Origin of the sequence: Sulfolobus tengchongensis (genome assembly GCF_036967215.1) — an archaeon.
GTDB classification, from domain to species: Archaea; Thermoproteota; Thermoprotei_A; order Sulfolobales; family Sulfolobaceae; genus Saccharolobus; species Saccharolobus tengchongensis_A.
Window position 1 is genome coordinate 546,195 of record NZ_CP146016.1, and the last position, 25,497, is coordinate 571,691.

General features: G+C 35.4%; 23 protein-coding genes. 9 read left to right on the forward strand and 14 right to left on the reverse strand.

What is annotated here, in order from left to right; genetic code table 11:
• Positions 1-8: 8 nt before the first annotated feature.
• From V6M85_RS02705 to V6M85_RS02720, 4 genes are all read right to left on the reverse strand, one after another.
• A complete protein-coding gene (locus V6M85_RS02705) occupies positions 9-2,372 on the reverse strand; it encodes an aerobic carbon-monoxide dehydrogenase large subunit (protein ID WP_338602682.1) in 2,364 nt (787 codons plus the stop codon).
• A gap of 1 nt (position 2,373) precedes the next feature.
• Positions 2,374-2,856, reverse strand: a complete 483-nt coding sequence (locus V6M85_RS02710) for a (2Fe-2S)-binding protein (protein ID WP_338602685.1) — start codon at positions 2,854-2,856, stop codon at positions 2,374-2,376.
• A 1-nt stretch (position 2,857) separates the two neighbouring features.
• A complete protein-coding gene (locus V6M85_RS02715) occupies positions 2,858-3,736 on the reverse strand; it encodes a xanthine dehydrogenase family protein subunit M (RefSeq protein WP_338602688.1) in 879 nt (292 codons plus the stop codon).
• A 67-nt stretch (positions 3,737-3,803) separates the two neighbouring features.
• Positions 3,804-4,682, reverse strand: coding sequence for an XdhC family protein (locus V6M85_RS02720; protein ID WP_338602691.1), 879 nt, complete (start codon positions 4,680-4,682; stop codon positions 3,804-3,806).
• Positions 4,683-5,174: 492 nt separating this feature from the next.
• On the opposite strand from V6M85_RS02720, the gene V6M85_RS02725 reads away from it, so the two are divergent.
• Together V6M85_RS02725 and V6M85_RS02730 are read left to right on the forward strand one after the other, a co-directional pair.
• Positions 5,175-5,996 carry a DMT family transporter gene (locus V6M85_RS02725; protein WP_338602694.1) on the forward strand — a complete coding sequence of 274 codons (822 nt, stop codon included), beginning with the start codon at positions 5,175-5,177 and terminating at the stop codon, positions 5,994-5,996.
• 100 nt (positions 5,997-6,096) lie between these two features.
• The gene (locus V6M85_RS02730) at positions 6,097-6,912 is read left to right on the forward strand and encodes an acetoacetate decarboxylase family protein (RefSeq protein WP_338602697.1); all 816 of its coding nucleotides are present in this window, start codon (positions 6,097-6,099) and stop codon (positions 6,910-6,912) included.
• A gap of 139 nt (positions 6,913-7,051) precedes the next feature.
• Here the strand turns inward: V6M85_RS02730 and hpaD are convergent, their stop codons facing one another.
• The 9 genes from hpaD to V6M85_RS02775 all read right to left on the reverse strand — a co-directional run bounded on the left by hpaD (position 7,052) and on the right by V6M85_RS02775 (position 16,284).
• Positions 7,052-8,017, reverse strand: a complete 966-nt coding sequence (hpaD, locus tag V6M85_RS02735) for a 3,4-dihydroxyphenylacetate 2,3-dioxygenase (RefSeq protein WP_338602699.1) — start codon at positions 8,015-8,017, stop codon at positions 7,052-7,054.
• Positions 8,018-8,577: 560 nt separating this feature from the next.
• Entirely contained in the window at positions 8,578-10,407 is a 1,830-nt protein-coding gene (locus V6M85_RS02740) for a CocE/NonD family hydrolase (protein ID WP_338602702.1), read from the reverse strand.
• Positions 10,408-10,672: 265 nt separating this feature from the next.
• Positions 10,673-10,837 (reverse strand): hypothetical protein, encoded by a 165-nt coding sequence (locus V6M85_RS02745; protein ID WP_338602705.1) that lies wholly within the window; start codon positions 10,835-10,837, stop codon positions 10,673-10,675.
• A gap of 172 nt (positions 10,838-11,009) precedes the next feature.
• Complete coding sequence (locus V6M85_RS02750; RefSeq protein WP_338602708.1) at positions 11,010-11,525, reverse strand: 3-phenylpropionate/cinnamic acid dioxygenase subunit beta; 516 nt, start codon at positions 11,523-11,525, stop codon at positions 11,010-11,012.
• Positions 11,518-12,885 (reverse strand): aromatic ring-hydroxylating dioxygenase subunit alpha, encoded by a 1,368-nt coding sequence (locus tag V6M85_RS02755; protein WP_338602711.1) that lies wholly within the window; start codon positions 12,883-12,885, stop codon positions 11,518-11,520. Before V6M85_RS02755 ends, V6M85_RS02750 begins: the two co-directional genes overlap by 8 nt.
• Positions 12,886-13,048: 163 nt before the next feature.
• Complete coding sequence (locus V6M85_RS02760) at positions 13,049-13,282, reverse strand: hypothetical protein (RefSeq protein WP_338602713.1); 234 nt, start codon at positions 13,280-13,282, stop codon at positions 13,049-13,051.
• A 74-nt stretch (positions 13,283-13,356) separates the two neighbouring features.
• Complete coding sequence (locus V6M85_RS02765; RefSeq protein WP_338602715.1) at positions 13,357-13,851, reverse strand: aromatic-ring-hydroxylating dioxygenase subunit beta; 495 nt, start codon at positions 13,849-13,851, stop codon at positions 13,357-13,359.
• Positions 13,852-15,144, reverse strand: coding sequence for an aromatic ring-hydroxylating dioxygenase subunit alpha (locus V6M85_RS02770; protein ID WP_338602717.1), 1,293 nt, complete (start codon positions 15,142-15,144; stop codon positions 13,852-13,854).
• 162 nt (positions 15,145-15,306) lie between these two features.
• A complete protein-coding gene (locus V6M85_RS02775) occupies positions 15,307-16,284 on the reverse strand; it encodes a hydroxyacid dehydrogenase (protein ID WP_338602720.1) in 978 nt (325 codons plus the stop codon).
• Positions 16,285-16,733: 449 nt separating this feature from the next.
• Between V6M85_RS02775 and V6M85_RS02780 the strand changes: the two genes are divergently transcribed.
• Together V6M85_RS02780 and V6M85_RS02785 are read left to right on the forward strand one after the other, a co-directional pair.
• On the forward strand, positions 16,734-17,027 hold the full coding sequence (locus V6M85_RS02780; protein WP_338602722.1) for a hypothetical protein: 294 nt from the start codon (positions 16,734-16,736) through the stop codon (positions 17,025-17,027).
• A gap of 151 nt (positions 17,028-17,178) precedes the next feature.
• On the forward strand, positions 17,179-17,853 hold the full coding sequence (locus V6M85_RS02785) for a GntR family transcriptional regulator (RefSeq protein WP_338602724.1): 675 nt from the start codon (positions 17,179-17,181) through the stop codon (positions 17,851-17,853).
• A 313-nt stretch (positions 17,854-18,166) separates the two neighbouring features.
• Here the strand turns inward: V6M85_RS02785 and V6M85_RS02790 are convergent, their stop codons facing one another.
• Complete coding sequence (locus tag V6M85_RS02790) at positions 18,167-19,516, reverse strand: amidase (protein ID WP_338602727.1); 1,350 nt, start codon at positions 19,514-19,516, stop codon at positions 18,167-18,169.
• 306 nt (positions 19,517-19,822) lie between these two features.
• Between V6M85_RS02790 and cutA the strand changes: the two genes are divergently transcribed.
• The 5 genes from cutA to V6M85_RS02815 all read left to right on the forward strand — a co-directional run bounded on the left by cutA (position 19,823) and on the right by V6M85_RS02815 (position 25,325).
• On the forward strand, positions 19,823-22,051 hold the full coding sequence (gene cutA / locus V6M85_RS02795) for a glyceraldehyde dehydrogenase subunit alpha (protein WP_338602729.1): 2,229 nt from the start codon (positions 19,823-19,825) through the stop codon (positions 22,049-22,051).
• Positions 22,052-22,531: 480 nt separating this feature from the next.
• On the forward strand, positions 22,532-23,344 hold the full coding sequence (locus V6M85_RS02800) for a hypothetical protein (protein WP_338602731.1): 813 nt from the start codon (positions 22,532-22,534) through the stop codon (positions 23,342-23,344).
• Between the two features lie 89 nt (positions 23,345-23,433).
• On the forward strand, positions 23,434-24,153 hold the full coding sequence (locus tag V6M85_RS02805) for a PIG-L deacetylase family protein (protein ID WP_338602734.1): 720 nt from the start codon (positions 23,434-23,436) through the stop codon (positions 24,151-24,153).
• Complete coding sequence (locus V6M85_RS02810; protein ID WP_338602737.1) at positions 24,150-24,851, forward strand: 4-carboxy-4-hydroxy-2-oxoadipate aldolase/oxaloacetate decarboxylase; 702 nt, start codon at positions 24,150-24,152, stop codon at positions 24,849-24,851. The genes V6M85_RS02805 and V6M85_RS02810 overlap by 4 nt, the downstream gene beginning before the upstream one ends.
• Before the next feature lie 24 nt (positions 24,852-24,875).
• Positions 24,876-25,325 (forward strand): heme-binding protein, encoded by a 450-nt coding sequence (locus tag V6M85_RS02815; RefSeq protein ID WP_338602740.1) that lies wholly within the window; start codon positions 24,876-24,878, stop codon positions 25,323-25,325.
• Positions 25,326-25,497: the final 172 nt, after the last annotated feature.

A 25,497-nucleotide genomic window follows, 5' to 3' on the forward strand; every position in this document is an offset into this window, starting at 1 on the left:
AATATCTTTTACTCATCTGAAGCTACTCCCTTCTCCTTGAGAACCTTCCAAACCTTCCATGGCCATATTGGCATGTCTATATGCTTAACACCTAAATGCCACAATGCGTCAACTACGGCGTTAACGAAAGCTGCAGGTGATCCTACTGTAGCCGACTCTCCTACACCTTTAGCACCTAATGGATGATGAGGTGAAGGTGTAACAGTCTTATCCAATTCCCATTTAGGAGTCTCTACAGCAGTTGGTATTAAATACTCTGCGAAACTTCCACCGTAAATGTTACCATTTTCATCGTATTTTATCTCTTCCATGAATGCAGTTCCAAAGCCCATTGTTAATCCTCCCATTATCTGACCATCTACTATTACAGGATTTATTATATTTCCACAGTCATCAACTGCAACGAATCTTCTTACCTTAACTTGCCCAGTACCCTTATCTATGTCAACTACGCATATGTAAGCTCCAAATGGGAAAGTCATATTTGGCGGATTATAATATGTTACTGCCTCTAATCCTGCTTCCATATTAGGTGGTGGATTGGTATAGGCAGCTAAAGCTACATCTTGTATTGTCTTATACTTATCCGGATACCCTTTAACGTAAAACTTGCCCTTCTCGAATACGATATCCTCTTCTCTAGCCTCAAGCAAATGCGCAGCTATCTTCTTAGCCTTATCTAAGATTTTCCTAGCAGAAACCGCTGCAGCTGCACCAGCAGTTGGAGTGCTACGGCTAGCATAGGTTCCTAGACCATATGGGCACGTATCTGTATCACCCTCTTCTACTATTATATCCTCAACTGGAATTCCCAATATTTCAGAAATTATTTGTGCGTAAGTCGTTTCATGACCTTGACCTTGAGCCCTAGTCCCGAATCTAGCTATGACCTTTCCAGTAGGGTGTATTCTAATTTCAGCACTATCAAACATTTTAATCCCAACTATATCGAACAGATCAGCTGGTCCTGCTCCTACTATTTCCACAAACGTACTAATACCTATACCCATTATCTCTCCTTTCTTCCTTTTTTCCTCTTGTTCCTTTCTCAATTCATAATATCCTATTTTTTCCATAGCCTTCTTCAATGCGGCTGCGTAATTTCCGCTATCGTAAGTCCAACCTAAGGCGGATTTGTATGGGAATCTCTCTGGAGGAATGAAGTTCTTAAGCCTGAGCTCCGCAGGATCCATGTTTAGTTCATGTGCTAATATATCCACTAACCTCTCTATAGTGTAAACTGCTTCTGTTACCCTAAATGAACACCTATATGCTATACCTCCAGCTGGCTTATTAGTGTAAGCCCCAGTTACTTCGACATATGCAGCTTTTATATCATAAGCCCCAGTACAAATACTAAACAATCCTGCTGGGAATTTACTGGGATTGGCATCTCCATAAAACGCACCATGATCGCTTATCACCTTTATTCTCAGACCTAAAATAGTACCGTCCTTTTTAGCAGCCAACTCTCCATGAATGTGGAAATCTCTAGCGAAAGCTGTACTTTTCATATCCTCAGACCTAGTATTTATCCATTTAACCGGTCTTCCAAGCTTTATTGAAGCATAAGCGGAAACCACGTATCCCGGATAAACGTAAACCTTACCACCAAATCCTCCTCCTATATCTGGTGAAATAATTCTTATTTTATTTTCAGGGATTTTAGTAACTAATGAAAATACCGTCCTAACAACATGAGGAGCTTGAGTAGTCATCCATAGAGTTAGTTTCCCAGATACTGGATCGTATTGAGCTACTGAACCAACGGGTTCCATATAGGCGACATGTAAACGTTGATAATAGAAATCCTGGCTTACTACAATATCAGCCTCCTTAAATACCTTATCTGTTAACTCCTTATTTCCAGCCTCCCATCTGAATACTAAGTTTGAATTCTTATCTGGTCTAACTAATGGAGAATTGGGCTCTAATGCTTTTTTGGGATCTACTACTGGTTCTAATGGTTCATATTCTACTTCTATCTGATTAGCTGCATCCATAGCTACGTACTTATCCTCAGCTATTACCGCTGCTATCTCTTGTCCTTGGAATACTACTTTATCAGTAGGTAATACCATCATCTTGTCTCCCATTAGAGTAGGAATCCACGCTAATCCTGCCTTTTCCAGTTCCTCTCCAGTAATTATGTCAATAACACCTGGTATTGATTTAGCCTTCTCTATGTTAATTTTCTTTATTTTCGCGTGGGCGTAAGGACTTCTGACGAATACTAAGTAGGCCATATTAGGTAACTTTATATCATCAACATACGTTCCTTTCCCAGTTAGGAACCTCATGTCCTCTTTACGTCTTATTTTATGTCCCATTCCATGAACTCCCATAGGTGGTAATGTCTCTTCCATAGCCATTTCAGCTCACCTCCCTCATTTTCTCAGCTGCGTACTTTATTGCCTCAACTATGTTCTGATATCCGGTACATCTACATAAATTCCCAGATATTCCCCATCTTATCTCCTCTTCTGTGGGATTTGGATTTCTCATTAATAGTTGATATGCAGCCATTATCATTCCAGGAGTGCAGTATCCACATTGTAAACCATGCTTAACCCAGAATCCCTCCTGAATAGGATGTAATTTACCGTCTTTAGCTAAGCCTTCTATGGTAATTACTTCTTTTCCATTGGCTTGAACTGCAAACATGGTACATGACTTTACAGCTTTACCGTTAAGAATAACAGTACATGCCCCACAGTTAGTCGTATCACAACCTACGTGGGTTCCAGTTAAACCTGCAATATCCCTTATGAAATGTACTAATAGTAGTCTAGGTTCAATATCAGCTTCATAGGGTTTCCCGTTAATTGTGATTTTCACGTGAACTTTTTGTGCCATTTTAAGCACCTCCTAATATTTTCCTTAAACTTTGTCTGATCGCTCTCACAGTTAATACCCCAGCCATAGCTTTCTTGTAATCTGCAGGAGGTCCAAATGGTTCTTCTACCGGTGTGATTTCATCAGTGACTATCTTCCCGACTTCCTTAATTAAGCTATCATTTATCTTGTTTCCCCTTAATAGTTCCTCAGCCTTAGTTATCTTAACTGGATTATTACTGGCACCTCCTATGGCAATTCCAACTTCCTTTACAGTTCCATCATAATCTAAAGAGAGATTTACAGCTGTAGATACGATTGCGAAATCCCCTACTCTTCTCTCCAATTTCATATAGTGACCTCCATTTCTGGGTTGTGGAATTGGAATCCTAACCTCCGTTAAAATTTCATCTTGCCTTAATGCGGTTTGGAAAGGACCTAAGAAGAAATCTTTAGCCTTAATGATTCTACTTCCAGAAAGACTGGTAGCTACGAACTCTGCATTATACGCTAGCATTACTGCGGGCAAGTTATTTCCGGGATGATTGTAGCACACATTTCCTCCAACTGTACCCCAATTTCTCACCGTTGGGTCAGCCAAATGTTTAATAGATTCGTGAAGTAAGGGATATTTTGTCTTTATTAAATCAGAATATTCTAAATCAGCATACCTAGTTAAAGCACCTATTTTCAAATAGCCTTCAGATTCGGTGATATATGAGAGATTAGGTATATTATTTATGTCAATTATATATTTTGGAGAAATTATTCTCAACTTCATTGCAATTATTAAGCTCTGTCCACCCGCTAATATCTTAGCCTCATCTCCATATTTAGAAAGGAGTTCTAAAGCCTCTTTAAGGTTAGTAGGAGCAAAATAATCGAAAGGTGCAGGATACACTATCTCACTAACTTATTAGTTTAGCTTAAGGTTAAAAAACTAATTATTACAAGTTATTCATATTACACTATCTAACATACATCTGAGGATTAACATCGAATTTATCTTTACAATATTTACTACAAAAATAATACGTTTTTCCCTCATATGTTGAATGGTAGGGTACTGATTTAGAAACTGACATTCCACAAACAGGATCAATAACTTCTTCGATATCTTCTTTAACCTCTAGACTGCCCTCCTTTGAGATCTTAATTACCTCAGCTAGAACACTTAATGCTATCTCTTCCGGAGATACGGCATTTATGTTAATCCCAGCAGGAACTTTAACTTTAGATAGTACGTTACTATTATATCCTTTATTACGTAAATATGATAGTAAATCCTCACCTCTTCTCTTTCCAGCTATGACTCCAATATACCTTATTTCTGTATTAAGTAAAGCCTCAACGAATTCATGATCCCTTTCCCCCATTGTGGCTATTATCGCAAACGTATTTCTTGTTATCTTATTCTTTTCTATTTCATTAGAATCATTAATCTTCAGCATGTTAAATCCTAAAATTTCTCCAAATTTTTCCACATAATATATAATTGGATTATCACCTACTAAAATGAGTTTTTTTCGTGGCGCGATAGGTTCGATATATAAATACACTGATCCCCCATGGCAAGTATTTAAATATAAAAACTTTGAAGCCCCATTTCTTATTGCCTCAAGTGAGTGCTTTATAATATCTTCTTTAGTGCAGAAACCTCCTATCCATCCTTCAAAGGAACCATCACTTTTGACTATAAGTTTGTTTCCAGCTTTTAATGCACTCGGTCCTTCAGTTTTTACCACTTCAACGATTGCGAACTCCTCTTCATTTTCTATTAACTTTTTAACTCTATCTAAAAACTGTTGAGAATGTCCAAAGTAACTAGATTTCTCCTCATACATCATTTAGTATAATGTTATAACGTAAGTATTTAAACTTAATTTGCTTGCATTATTTCTCCAGTAAGTAAAAACGAGATAATTAATAGCAAGCTAGTTTACTTATAAATAAATACTGATATCATTATGAATAATAAGAAAGGAGGCATTATAAATATCACTATAAAAAATATAAATATTTATATAATAAAGGAAACGGTTCATGATTGAGTTCTTTGATACATAAGATTGTAAAACCTATTTATATCTACCAGCTGTGCCTTTCAACATTAAGGTTACAGAAGACAAGAAAAGTGAAAAGCATTAATTAAATCTGCTGGAGTTATGGAAACTTATATTAATATATAGCACATCGGTGTATGAAAACTTTTAATCAGAGAAAAACGGCAAAGCGTAAGTGTTTATTATAATAAGACAATCTCCTATTACCTTAATTAATGATGTTACATTCTCATTCTTCAGTTAAACTTATTTACCAGCTGGTAGGAGGTACTTTTCATGTCGTCTAATACTGCTTCGTTATTCATAAAATGGATGATACCAGTTGCTATAGTTTGGGGATTATCATATCCTCTAACTAAACTTGTAACTTTCTATTCTTCACCTATGATAGTTAGTGTGGTGAGAGTGTTGATAGGTTCTGTATTTTTTATATTGTTAGGTAAGGGTCTTTCAGTAGGTATTAAGCAATTCATTAATGGTTTGTTCAACTTTGTTGGATTGTTAACTCTTCTGAATCTGGGTATTTATTTCTCAAATAATCCTGGTCTAGTCTCTGTTATGATATATACACAACCTTTATTCATTTTGGTAATTGAAATTATTTTGGGAAGTAAAGTAAAAACTAAAGGAATAATAGGTATAATTTTAGGAGTGATAGGAGTTACTGCCTCAGCGTTTTTATCATTTAATTTGGGACTACTATTCGGCCTATTGGGAGGCTTAATATGGGGGATAGGTACAGTGTACTATAGAAGAAACTTGATAAAGGAAGATTTAGTTAAGCTTAACGCATTTATGGGGCTGAGTTCTCTTCCAATCCTATTGGCTTTAACACCTATCAATTATCATTTAGTACTAAGTCCCGTAGGTGTAGGTTTGTTGATAGCATTAGGATTGCTTTCACAAGTAGCTGGATTTTATTTCTGGTTTAATGCCGTAAGATATTTAGGTAGTGTTAAAGCTAGTGCAGGTTCACTTCTAGTGCCTATAATGGCTTATGTTTTATCTTTTGCGTTTTTCAAAGAAATCCCTACTCCGATAGAAATACTAGGATCAGCCATAACTTTAGTAGGAGTTTATCTAACTATGACAAGCTAACATTTTTTCCATTTATCGTAATATAGTATCTAACTTTAACCCTATGTCATGAAACTTGTTTAATGAATCTTTATTAAATCTTTATAGGTTAAATGTTTTTATGTCACTAAATAACTTCAATAATGAATTCTCTCTACCTCCTACTAAAAGTGGTAGATCGCAGATAGTCTTCCCACCTCCATGGTATTATGGAGTCACATACATTTCAGCTCATATTAAATTCACTAGGGATTCTGCAGAAAAACTCCTTCCCAACTTTTTAACTACTGATGGTGAGGGTTGGGTTTACATTGCTGAATTCATATCCACTTCTGAGAGTAACTGGGATTACATGTATCAAGATCCGGATTTAGTCCAATATATGGAGGGAGCAATTGGTCTAAAGGTTAACTTTGAAGGAAAGAACTACTTATATTTCCCATTCATGTGGGTTGATAAGGATTGGGCACTGGTAAGGGGATGGTTAGATGGATATCCTAAAAAGATAGCTAAAATAGCAATGACGAAACTCCATCCATTATTACCAAAATACAATAAACCAGAGCCCGGTTTAAAAATGGGAGGATATGTAGTAAGAGGAGGAGGAGTTATGTTCAGATTGCAAATTGAATTAAAGGAAAAAGTAGATTCAATACCACTAAGAAACTTTGGACCATTTTTAAACATTAGAAGATTTGCAAGTAGAGGGGAAGACGAAGAAGATCTTTATGAAATAGTGAGCAGGGTAAGGGATGAGAGTGTTTTAGGAGAGATTTGGAGAGGGAAAGCTAATGTGGAGATAGGCGGATATGTTAATGATGAAATAGATTTGTTAAAGATAGAAAACGTATTAGGTGGTTATTATTATACAACGTACTTTAAGGTAACTAAAACTCAATTGCTTTCTAAGAGTATTCCAGCAGTAGTAAGATCGTAATAATAATTTTTTCTTCACTCTGAAAAAGTGCAAAATTCTTAACACCTTCTTTGACGTACGGAAAAATTGAAGATTTTTAAAAAAAGAGTCATAATATGAAGATTATCATTTCGATATTTTAGATGCCTAAAATATAATATTATTCATCCCACTTCTTTAATTTTCCAGTATTGATTTCTTCTACTGGCATCCACTCATTTAACCATGATTCTGGTACAGGCCTGCCCCAATAGTTTGTTCTATATCTAAATTGATCAGCAGTCCATGTAATAACCTTCCACTTATCTGGATCTAATACTGTATAATCTCCAGTATAAACTTCGAACCTATTTTTATCAAAGTCCCTCATATATAGGAACAGACCTTGAGTGGCACCATGCCTTCCTGGGCCATTTTCAATTAAATCCCATAGTTGCGCCGAGGCTAATATATCAGCAGCCTTTAAAACATCTCTAACGTCACGAACGTAGAACGATTCGTGATGAAATCCGGGAACTCTCTTATCACTTCGTGATATTGCAACTTCATGGGATGCTCCCCTCATTGATAGCCATATCATGGCCAATTTTCCTTGTGAGTTAAAGTATTGCTCAGTTTCGTAGAAATTGAAAATCTCTTTAAAGAATTTATATTCTTTTTCCAAGTCTTTAACTACGAAGTTAGTATGTGCTAACCTTATCGGAGATACTCCTCTATGTAAGTGAAATTTTAGTCTCAAATCTTCATCTACGTATTCCATGTCATAATATAAAACAATTGGTATTCCGTTTGGAGAATCAAATATTATAGCATCATTAACCCCTTTTTCCTTAAATTTGAAGACTTTTATACCTAAACTAGGTAAGATGTCCTCTGCTTTATCAAGATCTTTCTTATCGCTCACTCTAAATCCTACATATGATAAACCGGGGCTGTCTGCCTTTTTCAGAACTAAACTGTGATGTTGACCTTCTTCTATCCCCCTAATATACAGTTCACTTCCGCTCTCCTCAGTTAAGACAAAACCCAATAGTTCATGATATAAATACTTAGCTTTCCCAAGATCTGTAACCCTCACAGCTATGTGAGATAATCTACTAACGTTTATCTTTTGATTTGAGCTCATCATATATACTGTATTATACTTTTATAATAAAATTTCCTAAAACATGTTTTGAGACCTTAATATGTAAAGTATGAATTGCTTTGTAGGGTATTTGTAAGTTATCTGGTTTTGAACGTTATTTCTTCTATGAAGAGGATATGAAAAATAACATAGATCTCGAAAACCCCACAAAGTACGAAGTAAGTATAAATTAATGCATTTGAAAAGTAGATTAGACTCCAGGTAATATACGAAAATTAGAAGCTGATTATAAGAATCTTAACTTTAATAAAGAATATAAACTCGTATATAATTCAAGATAATTATGGATACTTGAGCTATAATGTGTGTATCATTTGGAAACTAGACGATAATTCTATGAATAGTCCTGATTAGGGAGAATAACATCAATTTTCAGAAAATCCACAAACTACTGGAGCTACCTTATTATTAGATTATTTAACCGAGTTTAGACTATCCAAGAAAGTTAATTATAGTAATATACATAGCATTTTCATAATTTTTACAATCAATTTTTTACTCCTTGGATAAAGAAAATGATACGAAAAATTTAATTTTTTCTATTCTATTTTTCCCTTGTTTGTTATCGGCAACAATATATATGTATTTGATCCTAACACTACGTTAACGGTTATTTTCTCCATTCTCGGCAAAAATATAACTCCGGCTCTTTGCAATCTTCCAAACAGATCTTCTTGTGTTCTTATTATAATCCCAATCTTATGTCCAGCTTTAAATACATGAGCAGCAGGACTCATTCTAATGACATATCTCTCTACTCTACCTGGTGTTATTGGTATTGGATCTTGTATTTTGTATATCGGTAACCAGGGTTTACTTTTAGCCTCTTCTAATGTACGAAATGACCCTCTCAGCCATCCCTCTGATACAAACTGTTTTTTACCATCTGGATATATGTCGATAAGATCGATAAACCAGTTGATATCTGTCTTATCAATTGACGCCTCTAAGTAAAAGGATACCCATCCTATAATCTCAATATCTTCACTTAATGGCATGCTCTCATAAAATAAAGCATAAACTGTTGGATCTTCGTAAGGAGGTGGTTGTGTAAAAGATTCAATTCCGCTAGATGGAGGTTCCGTTGACAATCCACCACCTAATAGTGGATAGAATTTGGTCCACTGTGCTCTAGCTGGAGGAAATTCGTTTTCAAATTTCCACTTGTTAATACCACTAACGAAAATTTTTATTGGAGGTTCATCCATAATGCCAGTGTCAATTCCCTTAAGCCAATAATCGTACCATCTAATTACTTCATCAGAATATTCAACCCAAGGCCTAGCTGGTAAACCAGGAGGTAAAAATATCATCTTTTTAAATTTTGACACAGCCTTATCATATGCTTCAAAACCTGCATGATAATAGACTCTCGCTCCACCACCTCTGGTTGAACCTATGTAAATAGGAATTTCTATTTTTTCCAATCCACCTAGTACTCCAGTTGGATGAAGCCATGAAAGTAATGCATCAAAGAATACTGGATCTCTTGGGTACATAAGGATTGACCTAACTTTAGAGTTAAATTTGATATCAGGATGATCTAATAACTCCTTAATTCTAAATTCTAGTATATCTTTTGGAAGTAATTTCATACTTCTTGGAGCACCAAAGTGCGCTACAGGTAGGGTAGAGTCATAAATGTGACCGCCATGAAATATTCCCATTAACGTCAAATCGAACATTCCAGTGAAACTGGTCTCTCCTATATACCACGCTTCTATTGGGAATATGGCTTTTAAATGAGGAGGAGGATTTTGGGCTATAAGTAACTGTGAGAATGAGTAAGATGATGGACCTATCATACCTATATTGCCGTTGCACCACTGCTGTAAAGCAATCCATTCAATTAAATCATAAATATCGTTAGGATTATGTAGCTCATCAATACCAGTTATTGGTCCACCTTCAGATTTTCCTATACCTCTGGGATCTGGTATAACAACTGCATAACCTTTAGATACTAGAAACGGTATATCACCAGCCTCTAGTGAACCATCCCATAGAGGACTAAACCAATACGGCTGTGGAGAATCACGTAACCAAAATACCACTTCTTGATTTTCTTTACCCCACATTCCCCATGCTAATAAAGCTGGAAACTTTTCGTTTTCTACATCTGGTCTATAAATATCCACAGCTATTTTTGTACCATCACGCATTTGGACCATTATATTTTTTTCAATTTTTAAATTATATGGAGTTAATTCTGATAACTTATCAGTCTTCACTAATTGTGGATATCCATCAAAATACATTGACAAGAGCTTGTTCTTATCTATTTTTTCCTTTATCTTAAATGGATAAGGTCTATAAGGTTCTAATGCTAGTAAAATCTCATCTGCCTTAAAAACACGTACCCTAGACATTTCACTTTATTCTCTTGTGGCTCATTTAAATATTTTCTTGATCCGTTATTTAAAGGGCAAATTTCCTCATTTAACCCTCTACATAAAAAGGGAAAACGATTATATTTCCGGCAATCTGTTGTATCTAACTCTATATCCTATCTTAGAGATCATTTATATCCACTATTAAGGGAGTATTCAACTATAGTTATGGAAATTAAGATGCAATACGATATTAAATTAATTTTTCTCTAATCTTTAGAATACTTTCTAATACTTGATAAACTTAAATAACTATCACTACAATTAACACCACCACGAAGAATAACAGATACCTCAAAGTAGCATAACTTCTATTACCAATGGTGAAGTAAGGAACGCCATCAACATGGCAATCCAAAATCCATACCTCTTCGTACCACTCCAGTATGATAATAAGTTCACTGCTCATCAAAAGCTTTAGCATTAAAATTCGTCAAGAGTCCTTAAAGGTCAACTAAATATACTTCAGAATCTTTCTTTTGATCATATAATATATGTAGATACTGCAATTGAATTTTTAGCATATCACATTTCGATTTTCATAACTATAGTTGAACACTCAACCTCTTAAACAAATAAGATTAGACAAAGAAGTAAAGGTCGTGTGTCGGAATAGTGGAATTATCGAATATTATTAACCTTTTAGCTATTTTAAACTCGTTATTGACTTTCCTTAGGACATCTTTTCTTTCAGCGGATATAATGGCGATTTCTGATAGGTCTCCATCAGATCTATATATTAATACGTTACTTTTCACTAAAAATTCATTCTCCTTCTCAGACATCTCAACTCTAATATTGGTTACGTATCTTCTAGTTCTAGATGGGTATCTATTGGCCCAAGAAGCTTCATGTTCAAGTTTGGCTATTCTTGTTAAAATCGTATCTTTGTTTTCCCTAAATATGTATGTATCGTAGGATATTCCATTTCCAAATAGCCTGTCTGCTGTGTACCTAACTGGTGCTATATATTCTATATCATCAGCTAATAAATTGGCCCATTCTTTAAAATTATGATTATCCAATAACTCTGCTTCATAGTTTAAGAAGTTGACTATTTCCATGTATAAATCGGAACTGATCTTAACCTTATTCATGTCCATCACCCAACATATCTAATACCCACCTCTTCCAGAAGGTTTTAAGTCCCATATCACTAAGGTTAGTGTTTAGCACAGTTCCGGGCCACTTAGAATCGGCAATTACGTTAACATCCCCAACTCCCACTGATCCGAATTGATAATTAAGAATCACGTTCTCTGCCATTACTCCTCTTGCTGCTTTAGTCTGGCCCCTCCACATAAACACATCGTCTTGTTCTATTACACCAGTTGAGGAAAAGGTAGATCTAGCTAAATCAGCCAACTTCAACCTAAGATCTTCTGGAGTGCCTTTAGGAACCGGATACCATCTCCATATTACTGACTTGTCAGGGGCTAAGGGATTTGTTTGCCTGAAAAATAATACCGGTAAATAGGGATCTTTCGAACCTAATTTAGTAAATCCTTCGATAATAATATTTAAATTGGGATATATGGAAAAAATCATTGCAGCGCCCTTACGGAAGATATTCCATTGTTCTTCACTAACACTTGAAGGATTAAACGTCTTTACTATTTCTGGAGGAAAGCTAAAGTAGACGTCATCAAGACTAGGATCCATTCTATATATTAGCCAAGATACTGGTAAATTGTTCCTATCCTTTATATCTATAATCAAAAATTCAGTTCTACTTACTGTTCTACTATTACTAAATCTATTCTTCCTTGTATCAATTAATCCTAAATCACCTATAACTTTATGAGTGTAAAAGGGATGTAGAGAATCGCCGAAATTATCTACATCTGACTTCCAATTAATATCAGCTATCCATTTATGAGGAGGACCAATGACCTCTAATCCACCGGTTGCCTTAACTATTATATCTAAATACCACTTAGCATCTCCTAAATAATCTTCTAGACTCGGTGCTTTGGAATTTACTGTAGCAAAAATTAGTCCCTCATAAGTCTTAACTCTTGCCTCAATTAAACCCCATTCTTCCAGACTTAAATTTCTAAATCCTTTTTCCCTAAATGGTACTCCAATTAAGTTTCCCTTTGAATTATATGTCCATCCATGATAAGGGCATTGGAAAAACCTAGCATTACCTTTTTCATCTCTTATGAGCAAGTTTCCCTTATGCCTACACACGTTAAGAAAAGCTCTTATCTTATTATCTTCCCCTCTAACTACTATAAAAGGATCTATTCCTATGTAACGTAAAACGTAATCGCCAACATTAGGTATTTCACTTTCAAATCCTAGGAACATCCAACTTTTCGCAAACACGTTTCTAAGCTCTAACTCAAAGATTTCATTATCATTAAATACTTTTAATGGTATACCTGCATACTTATCCTCTAACATAGCACCTTTAGCTATTTCTAGTAGCTTGTAAACTCTTTCAGAAAACATCAAGGATCATTTTTGTGTAAGTTCGATTTTAAATATTACATCAAACACGTTTGATAAATTATCTGTTTTATCACACTAATGTTTCCATAAGGAGAACCTTAAAAAAGTAAGGTAAGTTTTGGAAAAACCCCACAAAGTAGTTTTGTAGAGAAGATAGAATGAATTAATCTATGCTATCATTGATTACAATATTTTGATATTTTTTCTCTATAATCTCCTTAATCAAATCCAACAATTCCTTCTCGTTTAGAAGTGTAAGGAAATCTAGCATTAGTGGATCTAAATATATTTCTCTTCCAAATCTCTTAGATTCTATAGCTAATCTAATACCATTTGCACTTCTATCAATTTTAACCACCACATGAGCGAACTCATTTAGTAAATCGATTTCCTCCAAACATTAGCACCTATGGTATATTTTACAAGCTGTTTGAAAAAGTTAACGCAGTAGGAAACGATACAGCGAAAGACCTATAGTATCAAGCTAACGTTTCTCTCCCTAAGTATACTTTCCATTATTATGACGTCTCTTTTGCTCAGCTTATATCCTTCATTAACTTTAACTATTTTATCATTTCTCTTTGCGTAAAATACCTCATCTTTAAGATCTCCTCTATCCCTATGCAATACCAAATAACTTCTCACGTTGTATACGTTATCTACCTTACTCTCGATCATCACATTAGATATTACTCTTAAGGTATGAGATTGAGGATCTTCAGCCCATGCGTATTCCGTGTATAATCTATTAATTCTCCTTTCCATAGCCTTCCTATCTTCATCTAAAATGGTAATTAATTTCGGACCTTCATTAGTATACGGCACAAAGTCAACTAGAAATATCTTGTATTCGAAATCTTCTGTTAACAGAGATAGCCACTCCTTATATTTTTTGTCATCTAGTAGCATTGCCTCTTTATATAGAAAGGATAAAATTTCCATGTACTCATCGTAACTTACACTCATCTATTCTTCACCCGTCAAATATTTCTTTAAAGTTGAGTAAAAACCTCGTAATGATACATCACTATAATATTCACCTATTCTCCCTTTTGCTCCTTTACCTAAGACCTTTTCAGCCTCTACATCCATTCCTAAGCCTCTAGTGTAAATTAATTTTGGATCTATTGAGCCTTTTCTAATTGATACTCCATTCTCAGAGATTTTACTCCAAACCTCAGCATCGTCTTGCTCAAGTACTCCTGCGGGTCCAAATTCATGGAGTGCCCTTCTCAATATCTGTCTTTTAGTCTCCTCTGGCATATCGCTGAAAACTAATATCCCCCCTTGTAATTCGGTTAAGGTAGGTCCTCTGGGATGCCATACTCTAAATATTATGTAGTTCCATGTAAAGTGCATTGAAAAGTTAGGGAATACGTTTAATGGACCAAAAGGAAACATGTTCTTGACGAATTCACCGTATTTCTGAGATAACGTTTCTACTGCTTTGGAGAGTCTATCTCTAAATGGCGTCAAAGCGTCTATATCTACTGCTTTTCTAGCTAATCCCCCAGGTACTGAAACTATACCATGTCCTTCGCCCGGATATAATATTCTCACGTTATTCCCATACGCACCTCTTAACCCTATTGATACTGCAGAAGCATGTGTAAATGGGGCGTGATAAGCATCACCTGCAAAATTCTCTAATGGTATCTTCCAGTTAACTGGCAATAGCCATCTATGAATTCCACCATATACTTCCATATTTCCCTCGAACATGTCAAAAATTAGATCCAAATACAATTTCATATCTCCTAAGAAGTCGTCAAATGGTTTAGGTTTCTCAGCTAGAGAAGCCCATATCGTGCCCTTATATAATTTTACATTTGGCACTGCAATTAAGCCTTGTTTCTCTATATCTAAATTATTAACGTAAGCAGGTTCATAATATGGAACACCCACTAATTTACCATCATTACTGTAAGTCCATCCATGATAGGGACATCTGAAAAATTGGGAATTTCCTTGAGTTGCCCTACATAACTTCATGCCCTTATGGATGCAAAAGTTCAAAAACACTCTTACTTGATTATTCTGGTCCCTTGTAACTATTACTGGAACTTCGCCCATTGTGGTTGTAAAATAGTCACCAGGATATTTTATCATGTTTTCAAATCCCAAGAATAGCCAACTCTTTTTAAAAACAGTCGCGAGTTCCAACTCATATATCTCGTTGTCTATAAATAATGAAAACGGAACTTCACCCTTTTCGGGGTTAAATGATTTAAGAATATCCTCAATCTTATTATTAGGCATAAGTAAACTATATAAAACATAATTATAAAAATTACTTCAAACATGTTCAATGTTTGCTTGATTTATGAGAGTTTTCATTGAATTTCTATATTCTCCCTTTCTTTTCTTTAAGGTCATAACGTAAATAACGAACAACAGCTTACGAGTATAGTGCATTTCTTGTCAATATTTGTATATATTTTTTAATGGCTCTCCTCTTAAGAATCTTATGACTTCCATTATTGCATTCTCCACACTTCTTTCAAAAGCCTCTATCGTAACTCCGCCTATATGTGGTGTTACGATAACGTTATCTAGTTTCAATAACGGATTAGACTCTAATGGAGGCTCCACGCTTAGGACATCTAAACCTGCCCCTGCAATATTACCAGCTTTTAAAGCCTCATATAAAGCATCCTCATCCACTATCCCACCTCTACTCGTATTTATGAGTATTGCATTTTTCTTCATTAGCGATAACTCATTTTTTCCAATCATTCCCTTTGTCTCCTTAGTGAGAGGCACATGAATAGTTACAACATCACTTCTAGAGAGTAATGTTTTTAGATCAACTATTTCATCTACCCCTACAGTGTCCTTTATGTAGGGATCATATCCTATTACATTAGCCTCAAATGCTTTAGCGATCTTAGCAACTCTTCTTCCTATATTTCCTAAACCTATTATACCTATAGTCTTACCATATAATTCCATGCCCAAAAGTCTTTGACCCTCTATCCATCTCCCATTCCTAACCAGATCATTTATGGTTATTAATTTCCTATAAAGGGCAAGAATTAACAAAAACGTTAACTCAGCCACTGAGGGTGAATTTACCCCAGGATTATAAGTTATTATAATCCCTCTATTCTTTGCCTCCGTTAAATCTATTCGAGTCTCATCTACACCAACTCCAGTCCTCGATATTATTTTCAAGTTAGTGGCTACTAAGATTATCTCTTTATCTATCTTCCCTTTCCTATTTACTATAGCTACGACGTCCTTTACTTTCATAATCCATTCATCCTTTGAAGCATAGGGATCTATTGATACTATCTCGGCTAAGTTTCCTAGTTCCTCTATTAAACTTCTTATCCTAGCTGAATTTACATCTAAAATATCCTTCTCAATGAGCACTTTGGGTTTAACGTTTCTACTCATGATAACAATTACAATAATTTGCTATTTAAATTTTTAATCCTCATTTAATATCTTACTTAAAGAAGAGATTGATAACGTAATGACTTCATTGTTCACCACTAACAGTCACCAATTTTAATTAGGTCTATACCACTGTGTGAAAATCTCTTTGCATTCTGAAATTGTCTTATCTAAAGGAGGTATTTATAGGACATTAATCTATCTCTCTCTTTGTTTTTTATATTGAAGTTTGCTTTGTTGGGGGTTTTTCAAAACTCACACTACTTTTAGTATTCTCTGACATAAGATTTATCAGTGGACGTCATAGTAAGAACATGGCTAGTTCGCAAATACCCCCACAAAAGCATTTCAGTAAAAGATGAAACTGTGTATTTAAGTCAGGCAAGTTATTGTAAAAATAGCGAAAAGTTAATAAAGTATTGTTTCAAACTTATTTTAGGGGAATAAAGTTGGTAGTATACTATACTTTTCCCGAAGTCTCAAAGTTTAACATTCATAAGATGATTTATGATTTGAGAAGCAATAAAGAACTCAGAGAGAGGTTTCTAAAAAACCCAGAAGAAGTAATGAGGGAATATAATTTATCTGAGGAGGATATGAGAGTTCTTCTTAGAGCTGATGCCGAAGAAATGTATAGGTATGGAATTAATCCTTTCATGCTCCACGATTACAGATTAGTTGTTTTAGGTTTAGGAGATAAACCGGTGGAGATGCAGGTTACTTACAAAAGAGTTGGAAAATAATTAATATGAAATAAATAATCTTAAATCCCTATCAAGGAAAATTAAGGGAGTAGGAATTTAAAGCTGAAATGTGAGAATTCTTCGCATTTAATAAGTTTTGTCACCAGAAATCTTTTTAAGTGTTAAATTAAAAATTATAGGTCGAACAATCATGACCGGAAACAGCAACAAGAGGAAAAGTGACTTAGTATATGAGAAGCTTAAAGAAGACATTCAGAGAGGGCGATATTTACCTGGACAAAGACTAGTAGAAGACGTGTTAGCCAAAGAATACAACGTGAGAAGGAATACTATTAGAGTTGCCCTTTCTAAGTTAGAAAAGGATGGATTAGTGAGTAAAGCCTCCAATGGGACAATAGTCTCATTTATAAGTGTTCAAGAAGCCATAGAAGTCTTAGAAATAAGAGAACTTTTAGAAGGTTACGTAACCAGAAAAGCTGCATCTAGAATAACTGAAGAGACCATAAAAAAATTGGAACAAATCTTGAATGAAATGAAAAGGGTCTTACAAGAAGGGGAATATTATAAGTATTCTCAACTCAATGAGGACTTTCACAATTTGATATACGAGGCGTCTGAAAGTAAAATAGGACAACAATTATTGAAGAATTTAAAGATGAGAATTATACGTTTACAATTTCAAACTATACTATTACCAGGAAGGGCAAATGATTCCATAAAGGAACATGAAGAGATACTTATGGCCTTAAAAAATCACGATGAGGATGCGGCGGAAAAGGCTGCAAGATTGCACGTAGCTAATGTTAAAGAAGTTATAAAAAATAACGTAAAGTTGTTAAGTTTAAGTGAGTCCACTTTAATATGAAGAACCTTAGATTTCCTTGCATGTTCATAAACTGTTAAGCTACTCTCTGTTTACGTCGCTTTGGCAATTCCTCTTATAGCAACATGATGGATTATGATTGTTCTTCAATATCCTACAAGAGTAAGAAAAATTACGCTAAACTTATCCAATTGAAATAAATTTCCCTAATAAATATGTTTTGTGAGATGTTTGTAAATTATCTGATTTAGCATATTTTGTTAATACTATGAGGAGAATTCAAAGAGTAACGAAAGCTTCGAAAAATTTAATGGGGTGTAATAAATATCTGATAAAGACATAATGAGTTTCACAATCACTGATATTTTAGCATCATTTCAATTTGCCTTGATATTTTAAGCAATTTCTCATCTTCATTAGGCTTTCCAATTAACTGTATTCCCCATGGCAATGAGTTTATTTTACCAGCCGGTAAGGATATGGCTGGGGAGCCGAAGAAGCTAGCAATTGAAATATAACGTGTAAGTATATCTCTGAACTTAAGTTCAGCTTCTCTTACATCCTCAATTTTAGGTGCAACTATTGGCACAGTAGGGGTTATTATGGCGTCGATGTTATTAAAATACTTAAGAAAACCTCTCAACATTTCCCCTCTTAATCTTAAAGCTCTAATATACTCATGGGCAGGAATCTTAACACCTATACGTATTAACTCAGCTATGTCTTTAGGATAATCTTGCTCCCTTTGTGTAAACAGCTCATAATGAAAAGACGCACTCTCACTTAATCTTATGGTTCTCGCAATGCTAGTAATTTTACCTAAATCCATACTTATTTTGGTAATTTCAGTCCCATTATCCTCTAATATGGGAAGTAATCTCATAAACTCACTCTCGACCTCAAATTCAGCTCTCTCGTCTACTAAGTATCCTAATCTCAATTTTTTAGAAATGTTTCCATTAATAACTTCAGAAAAATCTATGGCGTTATTAGTTAGAACGCTAATTAAATAAGACGCATCTGTAACGCTTCTCGTAAAAACTCCTATGGTATCTAAACTCCACGCCGTAGGATATAGACCATTTGTGCTAATTAAATTATAACTTGGTTTATAGCCAACGACACCACATAAGGATGCTGGAATCCTGATAGAGCCAAAAGTATCAGTTCCTAGAGAAGCCGGAACACTTCCATAAGCTACTGTCACCGCAGAGCCACCACTTGACCCTCCAGATATCCTTTCTGTATTATGTGGATTCTTAACTGGACCGAAATCTGAAGATACGTTACTGACACCACCCGCTAACGCATGTAAGTTAGTCTTACCTATGATTAGAGCATCAGCGTTCTTTAAGCTTATTATTACATCAGCATCGTAATCCGGGATAAAGTCTTTGTAAATTCTTGATGCTAAGGTAGTGCGAATGTTTTTAGTGAATATATTATCTTTTACGGCTATTGGGATTCCTATCAAATCTCCATGTTTCATCCTTACCATTTTATCTAGGATAGAAGCATTCTCTGAAGGATCAATTATGGTTATATAACTATTGAATTTAGCGTTCTCTTCCTTGATGTTATTAAGTGACTTATATATGAGTTCTGAAGGAGGCAAGTCTCCTCTGATAATTCTATGAACGTAGTTTACGAGCTCAGCCTTTTTGTTTTCTTCAACCACTTTCTCTAAGTTTTTTTCTAATCTCATAACACAAAATTGACGTTTTATTATTTTAATTTAATGCTCCGCATTCTGAGCCATAGTAGTTTAGTGTATAATTTTTTTCATGATATAGAGAATACTAAAGTCATGTGAATTTTGAAAGGTTATATGCTTTTTTCAAAACTTACGCTACTTTTTGAATTCTCCTCGAGTAAAAAGAGCATTCTAAACCAGATAGTTTACAATTACCTAACAAAGCATTCTCACTTTGTGGAGAAATTTACGTAGATATCCAAAGCTTAATAAAAAATATTATTAAGCATTAACAAAAATCTATTACGGTGATTTGCTGTGACGGTAGTAGGAAAATCGGTTATTAGACAAGATGTATATAATTACGTCACTGGAAAGATAGCGTATTTAGACGATTTGAACATGAGGACCTTATATGCGGGCTTCGTTAGAAGTCCTTATCCTCATGCGCTAATTAAATCAATAGACGTTAGTGATGCGTTGAAGACCCCGGGTATTGTGGCCGTATTTACTGGAAGGGAAATAAACAAAGTCATAAAAGAACCTATAAAGATAATGCCAACGTATCCTCCCTTACCTTGGAAAATAGCTAAATGGATTTTCGCTGAAAATGAAGTAAAGTATGTTGGCGAGCCAGTAGCTTTAGTTGTGGGATTTGATAAATATTCTGTGAGAGATGCTATTGATAGGGTGAATGTGGATTACGAACAATTAGATTACGTTATTGACATTAGAGAAGCTAAGAAAGATAAGGTGTTAGTTCACAAGGAATTATCCACTAATATAGCTTTTGGAATGACGTTTAAATCGGGTAATCCTGAGGAATCGTTTAAGAAAGCTGAGAGAACAGCTGAAGTTAGATTGTTCCATGATAGACTTTCGCCATCTCCGATGGAGCCTAGAGGAATAATTTCCACTTACAGTAACGGATATCTTACTGTCTACATGACAACTCAATCAGCCCATATGATGAAGTATGAGTTTTCAAGGATTTTCGGAATACCATCTAGCAAAGTCAGAGTTATAGCACCTGCAGTAGGAGGTGGATTCGGATCTAAGCTCACATTAACCATTGAAGACATTGCAACTATAGCTTCTTCAATAATATTAAACAACACTGTGAAATGGGTGGCTACTAGAAGTGAAGAGCTACTTGTTCAAGCTAGAAAATTTGACTTTAATGGAACTATAGCTTTTAATAAAGATGGAACATTATTGGGAGTCAAAGGAACTGTTGATTTCGATTTAGGAGCTTACGTTACGTATGCTGAGCCAGTAGTCCCATTACTCACAATATCAGCTTTTCCTAATGGGTATAGGATAAAAGACATTGAAATACTTGTAAACGCAATTTACACTAACACTCCGCCAATTCACGTTTTCAGAGGTGCTGGTAAACCTGAAGGAGTAATGCTAATGGAGAAGATCATGAATGTAATAGCTGATGAACTTAAAATGGATGAGGCCGAAGTAAGGTTAAAAAACTTAGTTAGTTCCAGCGAAATGCCCTATACAAATCCATTCGGCACAGTTTATGATACCGGCGATTATAAGGGACATCTTTTAGAGGGAGTAAAGAAGTTAGAGTACTATACTTGGAAGAAATGGGCGGAAGAACAGAAAAGGGAAGGGAGGAAGGTTGGTGTTGGTTTAGCCTTTTATGTTGAGTTAACTGCTTTAGAAAGATGGGAATATGTTGAAACTAGACTAACGGAAACTGGTGACGTCCTAGTTCTAATAGGAAGTTCTCCTCATGGTCAAGGTACTGAAACTGGAATAGCACAGTTGGTTGCTGATGAATTACAAATTGATATAAGCAAAGTTAGGGTAATATGGGGTGATACAGATGTAGTTAAGGCCGGTGTTGGGACTTTCGCGTCAAGAACGCTCACTGTCACTGGTTCAGCTGCGATCATAGCTAGTAAATCTTTGTTAGAAAAGATAAGAAATATTGCAGCAAAATTATTGAAAGTAGATCCCATAGAAGTTGAATATTCAAATGGGGTTTTCCAATCAAGAAACGATCCCAATAAGAGGATTACATGGGATGAGATAGCTAAAAACGCTGTCCTACAATTTGGTGATATATCTGCTAACGCTCAAGTAGACGCTATTCCAACTGCCCCTTATGGTGTTCACATGATGGTCGTAGAGGTGGATGACTTTGGTAAGGTTAATGTAATTCACGCAATGGGTTATGATGATATCGGAAAGGTTATTAATCCGGCACTGGCAGAGGCTCAAATACATGGTGGTTTCGTGCAAGCCTTAGGTGAAGCAGTATATGAAAGGATAGTAATGACAGAAAATGGACAGATTTCGACTACTTTTGCAGACTATTATATACCAACTACGGTCGAGAGTCCCAATAGGATAGCTTCATTATTTGCCGAAAAGCCTCATCTTTCTAATTATCCTAGTGGTACGAAAGGTGTGGGAGAAGCTGGTATCGTAGGCGGTATCATGGCGTATTTAAGGGCTATAGAAAACGCTACTGGTAAAAAAATTGATAAAATTCCAATTTCGCCAGAAGATTTAATCAGATAAATAAAAACTTTGTAGCAAATTTTTTATAGTTGCCCAGAATTAATATCGTGGAGATTATTTAATATAGTTTGTAGGTTTTTCTAAATTCTTATTGTCTTGAATGTCTATAAAATTTACGTTTAGCTTATAAATAGCGACGTAATTAATATCTTACCTCATATAGATAATAATAGGAGATCTTTGAAAATAGGATCAAAATAAAAGATTAGATTTTCTTTTTTTATAATATAATAAATACAATTAATTCCCACCTTAATTATAGACTATATACTCATAGCTTGTTCTTCTCTCCCAATAATCCCTTAGCGTAAATAGTAATTGTACCTTTTGAGTTATAAAATAACAATAATTCTCCCATGAGGTCATTTCATGTATTAGTCAGTTTTTGGCACGTAATGTCTTTTATGGGATACTGTTATTTTTCCTCCATATTTCAGAAAGGTTTTTAAACCGCGAAAGAAAGCTATTAAACGATACTTTATGGGTAAAATTGTATCTGCAGGCTGTAGCTCGCATGCTCCACAATTAAGTAAAAAGGAGATAAAATACTCTTCTACTTACGCTGAGCAAGTTAGAAAGATAAACGTAGCAATGGAGAAACTATGGGAAAAGATGAGCGCTGAAAATCCAGATTCGCTAATTGTATTCTATCCAGATCATATAGAACAGTTCTTTTTAACTAATTTTCCTAGTATTAGCATCATAGTTGATAAGGAGACTGAAGCTTATGTACCAGGATGGGGAAACATGAAGTTTAAAGTGAATTACGAATTGGCTAAAGATATATTGTTTGGTTTGGTTGAAAATGGCTTCGATCCGTCATTCTCTCAAAGGGTTCCCATACCTCATCCAGTTTACGTTCCCTTACTCTTCATGTTTAAAAATAATGAAGTCCCAATAGTCCCAATACACATAAATGCAAACGTAGATCCAAAAGTACATCCTAAAAGGGCATTTGAACTAGGGAGGACAATAGCTAAAATAATAGCCAATAAGAGACCCAATAACGAGAAGATAGCTATACTTGGAACAGGAGGGTTATCTCATTATCCCGGGACACCTTATTATGGAAAAATAGATGTGGAAACTGACGATAAGATACTCTATGCATTAAAGGAAGGTAAAGGAGAGGAGTTAACTGAATTCACACCAGAACAGTTAGAAGAAACTGGAAACGTAGAGCTTAGAACGTGGATAAGCACCATAGGCGCTATTGGAAATAAGCCAGCAGAAGTAATGGAAAGACAGATAACTTATCATATCGATTATGTTGTGGTTAGATTTCTTTTCTAATACTTTACTTAAGTAAGTAAAATGAAAGCTTTTTAATCTGGATAAAAGTTATTTAATAATAGGAAAGAAAAGTTTTTAGGGTGTAAAAAATGGGGTCTAATTTATTAGTAATAGCTGCGCATATAGGAGATTTTGTATGGAGAGCCTCTGGAGTCATAGCTAAATACGCAAAGCAAGGTAAACCAGTTCATATTATAGCATTAACCTATGGAGAGAAAGGCGAGTCACCATTGGCGTGGAGGAGAGGGGCTAAATCAATAGAGGAAGTAAAAAAGATAAGAAGACAAGAGGGCGAATGTGCAGCTAAGGCATTAGGTGGAGTTCCCATAGAGTTTTTAGATTGGGGAGATCATCCACTAGTAATCAATGAGGAGAGAATAATTGCAATTGCTAACTATATTAGAAAATATTCACCAGATATTATAATCACACATGGTCCAGATGACAAATTAAGACCAGATCACGTAAATACCGCAAATGCAGTACTGACTGCAGTCAGATTAGCAGCAATAGATGGACTAAAACTAGATTACCCACCAGTAGCGGAACCAAAGGTGTTTGGTTTTGATCCTCACATAGGTGAACAAGCTGGCTTCTATCCCCACATTTACATTGACATAACGGATGTTTACGAAATGAAACAACAAGCTATGAATTGCTTAGAGTCTCAAAGATCGGAAATGGAGTACTACTCCTTAAGGGATCAATTAAGGGGACTACAAACTAGGAGATTTGGGTGGAGGAGTTATTATAAATACGCTGAAGCCTTTTACATGTATAGTCCCATAATAGGAGAGGACTTCCCATGAAGCCAGTAATCGTTAGGGAAATTCCAAGATCTCCAAAGGATGAGGAAAGGATAAGAGAACTTCTAAAATATAGCGTTGCCACAATAGCTGAGTCACAAGAGAAATTGGGGCTTTTAGGACCTAGCATTAAGCCAATTCAGCCTGGGCTTAAAGCTGCAGGCACTGCGATAACTGTAAGGTGTGCTGATGGAGATAATTTGATGCTTCACGCAGCGGTAGAAATAGCTAAACCGGGTGATGTGATAGTAATGACTACCATAAGTGGTACAGCGAATGGAGTTTTCGGCGAGTTATTAGCTACTTCATTTAAAGCAAGGGGAATTTCCGCGTTCATAACCGATTCTGGAGTTAGGGATGTAGCCAGGTTAAGGGAGATGAAATATCCAGTATGGTCTAAATACATAACCGCTGTAGGAACTTCTAAGAATAGACCGGGATGGATTAACGTTCCTATTACAATAGAGGGAGTAATAGTTAAACCGGGGGATTTCATTTTAGCTGACGATGATGGTGTAGTTGTGGTCCAGAGAGAAGAGATAGATGAAGTGCTAGCTAGGGCTAAGGAAAGAGAGGCAAGAGAGAATGAGGTGAGAAAACGTTTACTCAACGGTGAGTTAACCTTAGATATATACAATTTCAGAAAAATTATAGCAGAGTTAGGAATAAAATACGTAAATAGAATAGATGAAATTAAGTAATTCGCTTCTGGCTGGAGAGAGCAAATGATCAACATTAGAAGATTATCGTTAGATGAGGCTAAAATTCTATTAGAAGGAGCTGAAAATAAAGCTAAAGAGTTAGGAATACCGGTTAGCGTAGCTGTAGTTGACGAAGAGGGTTATCTCATAGCGTTTCACCGAATGGACGAAGCCAGACTGATAGGGATGGAAACTGCTATTAATAAAGCTTTTACTTCAGCGGTATCCAAGAGACCTACTAGAATGTATTCAGAAATTGCACTTCCCGGAAAACCGGCATATGGTATTCAGAATAGTTTTAACGGTAAATTTACTACACTTAGAGGAGGTCTACCAATAGAAGTGGATGGAAGAGTAGTAGGCGCTATAGGCGTTGGAGGTGCTCCGTCAGGTGAACAAGATGAGGAAATAGCTAGATTTGCGTTAGAACATTTAAAGAAAAAGAGTGGACTTAACGTTAACACATCTATATAATGCGTTATGTATTTTTTCCAGAATTTAAGTACTTTATGGGATTTTTAAAAACTTACGTTACTCTCTGAATTCTCCTCGAGTAAAAGAGTGTTAAAAACCAGATAGTTCACAATTACACCATAAAGCAGGATTTAAGTTCCTTCTTGATTCCCTTTTAATAATTTACGAATAC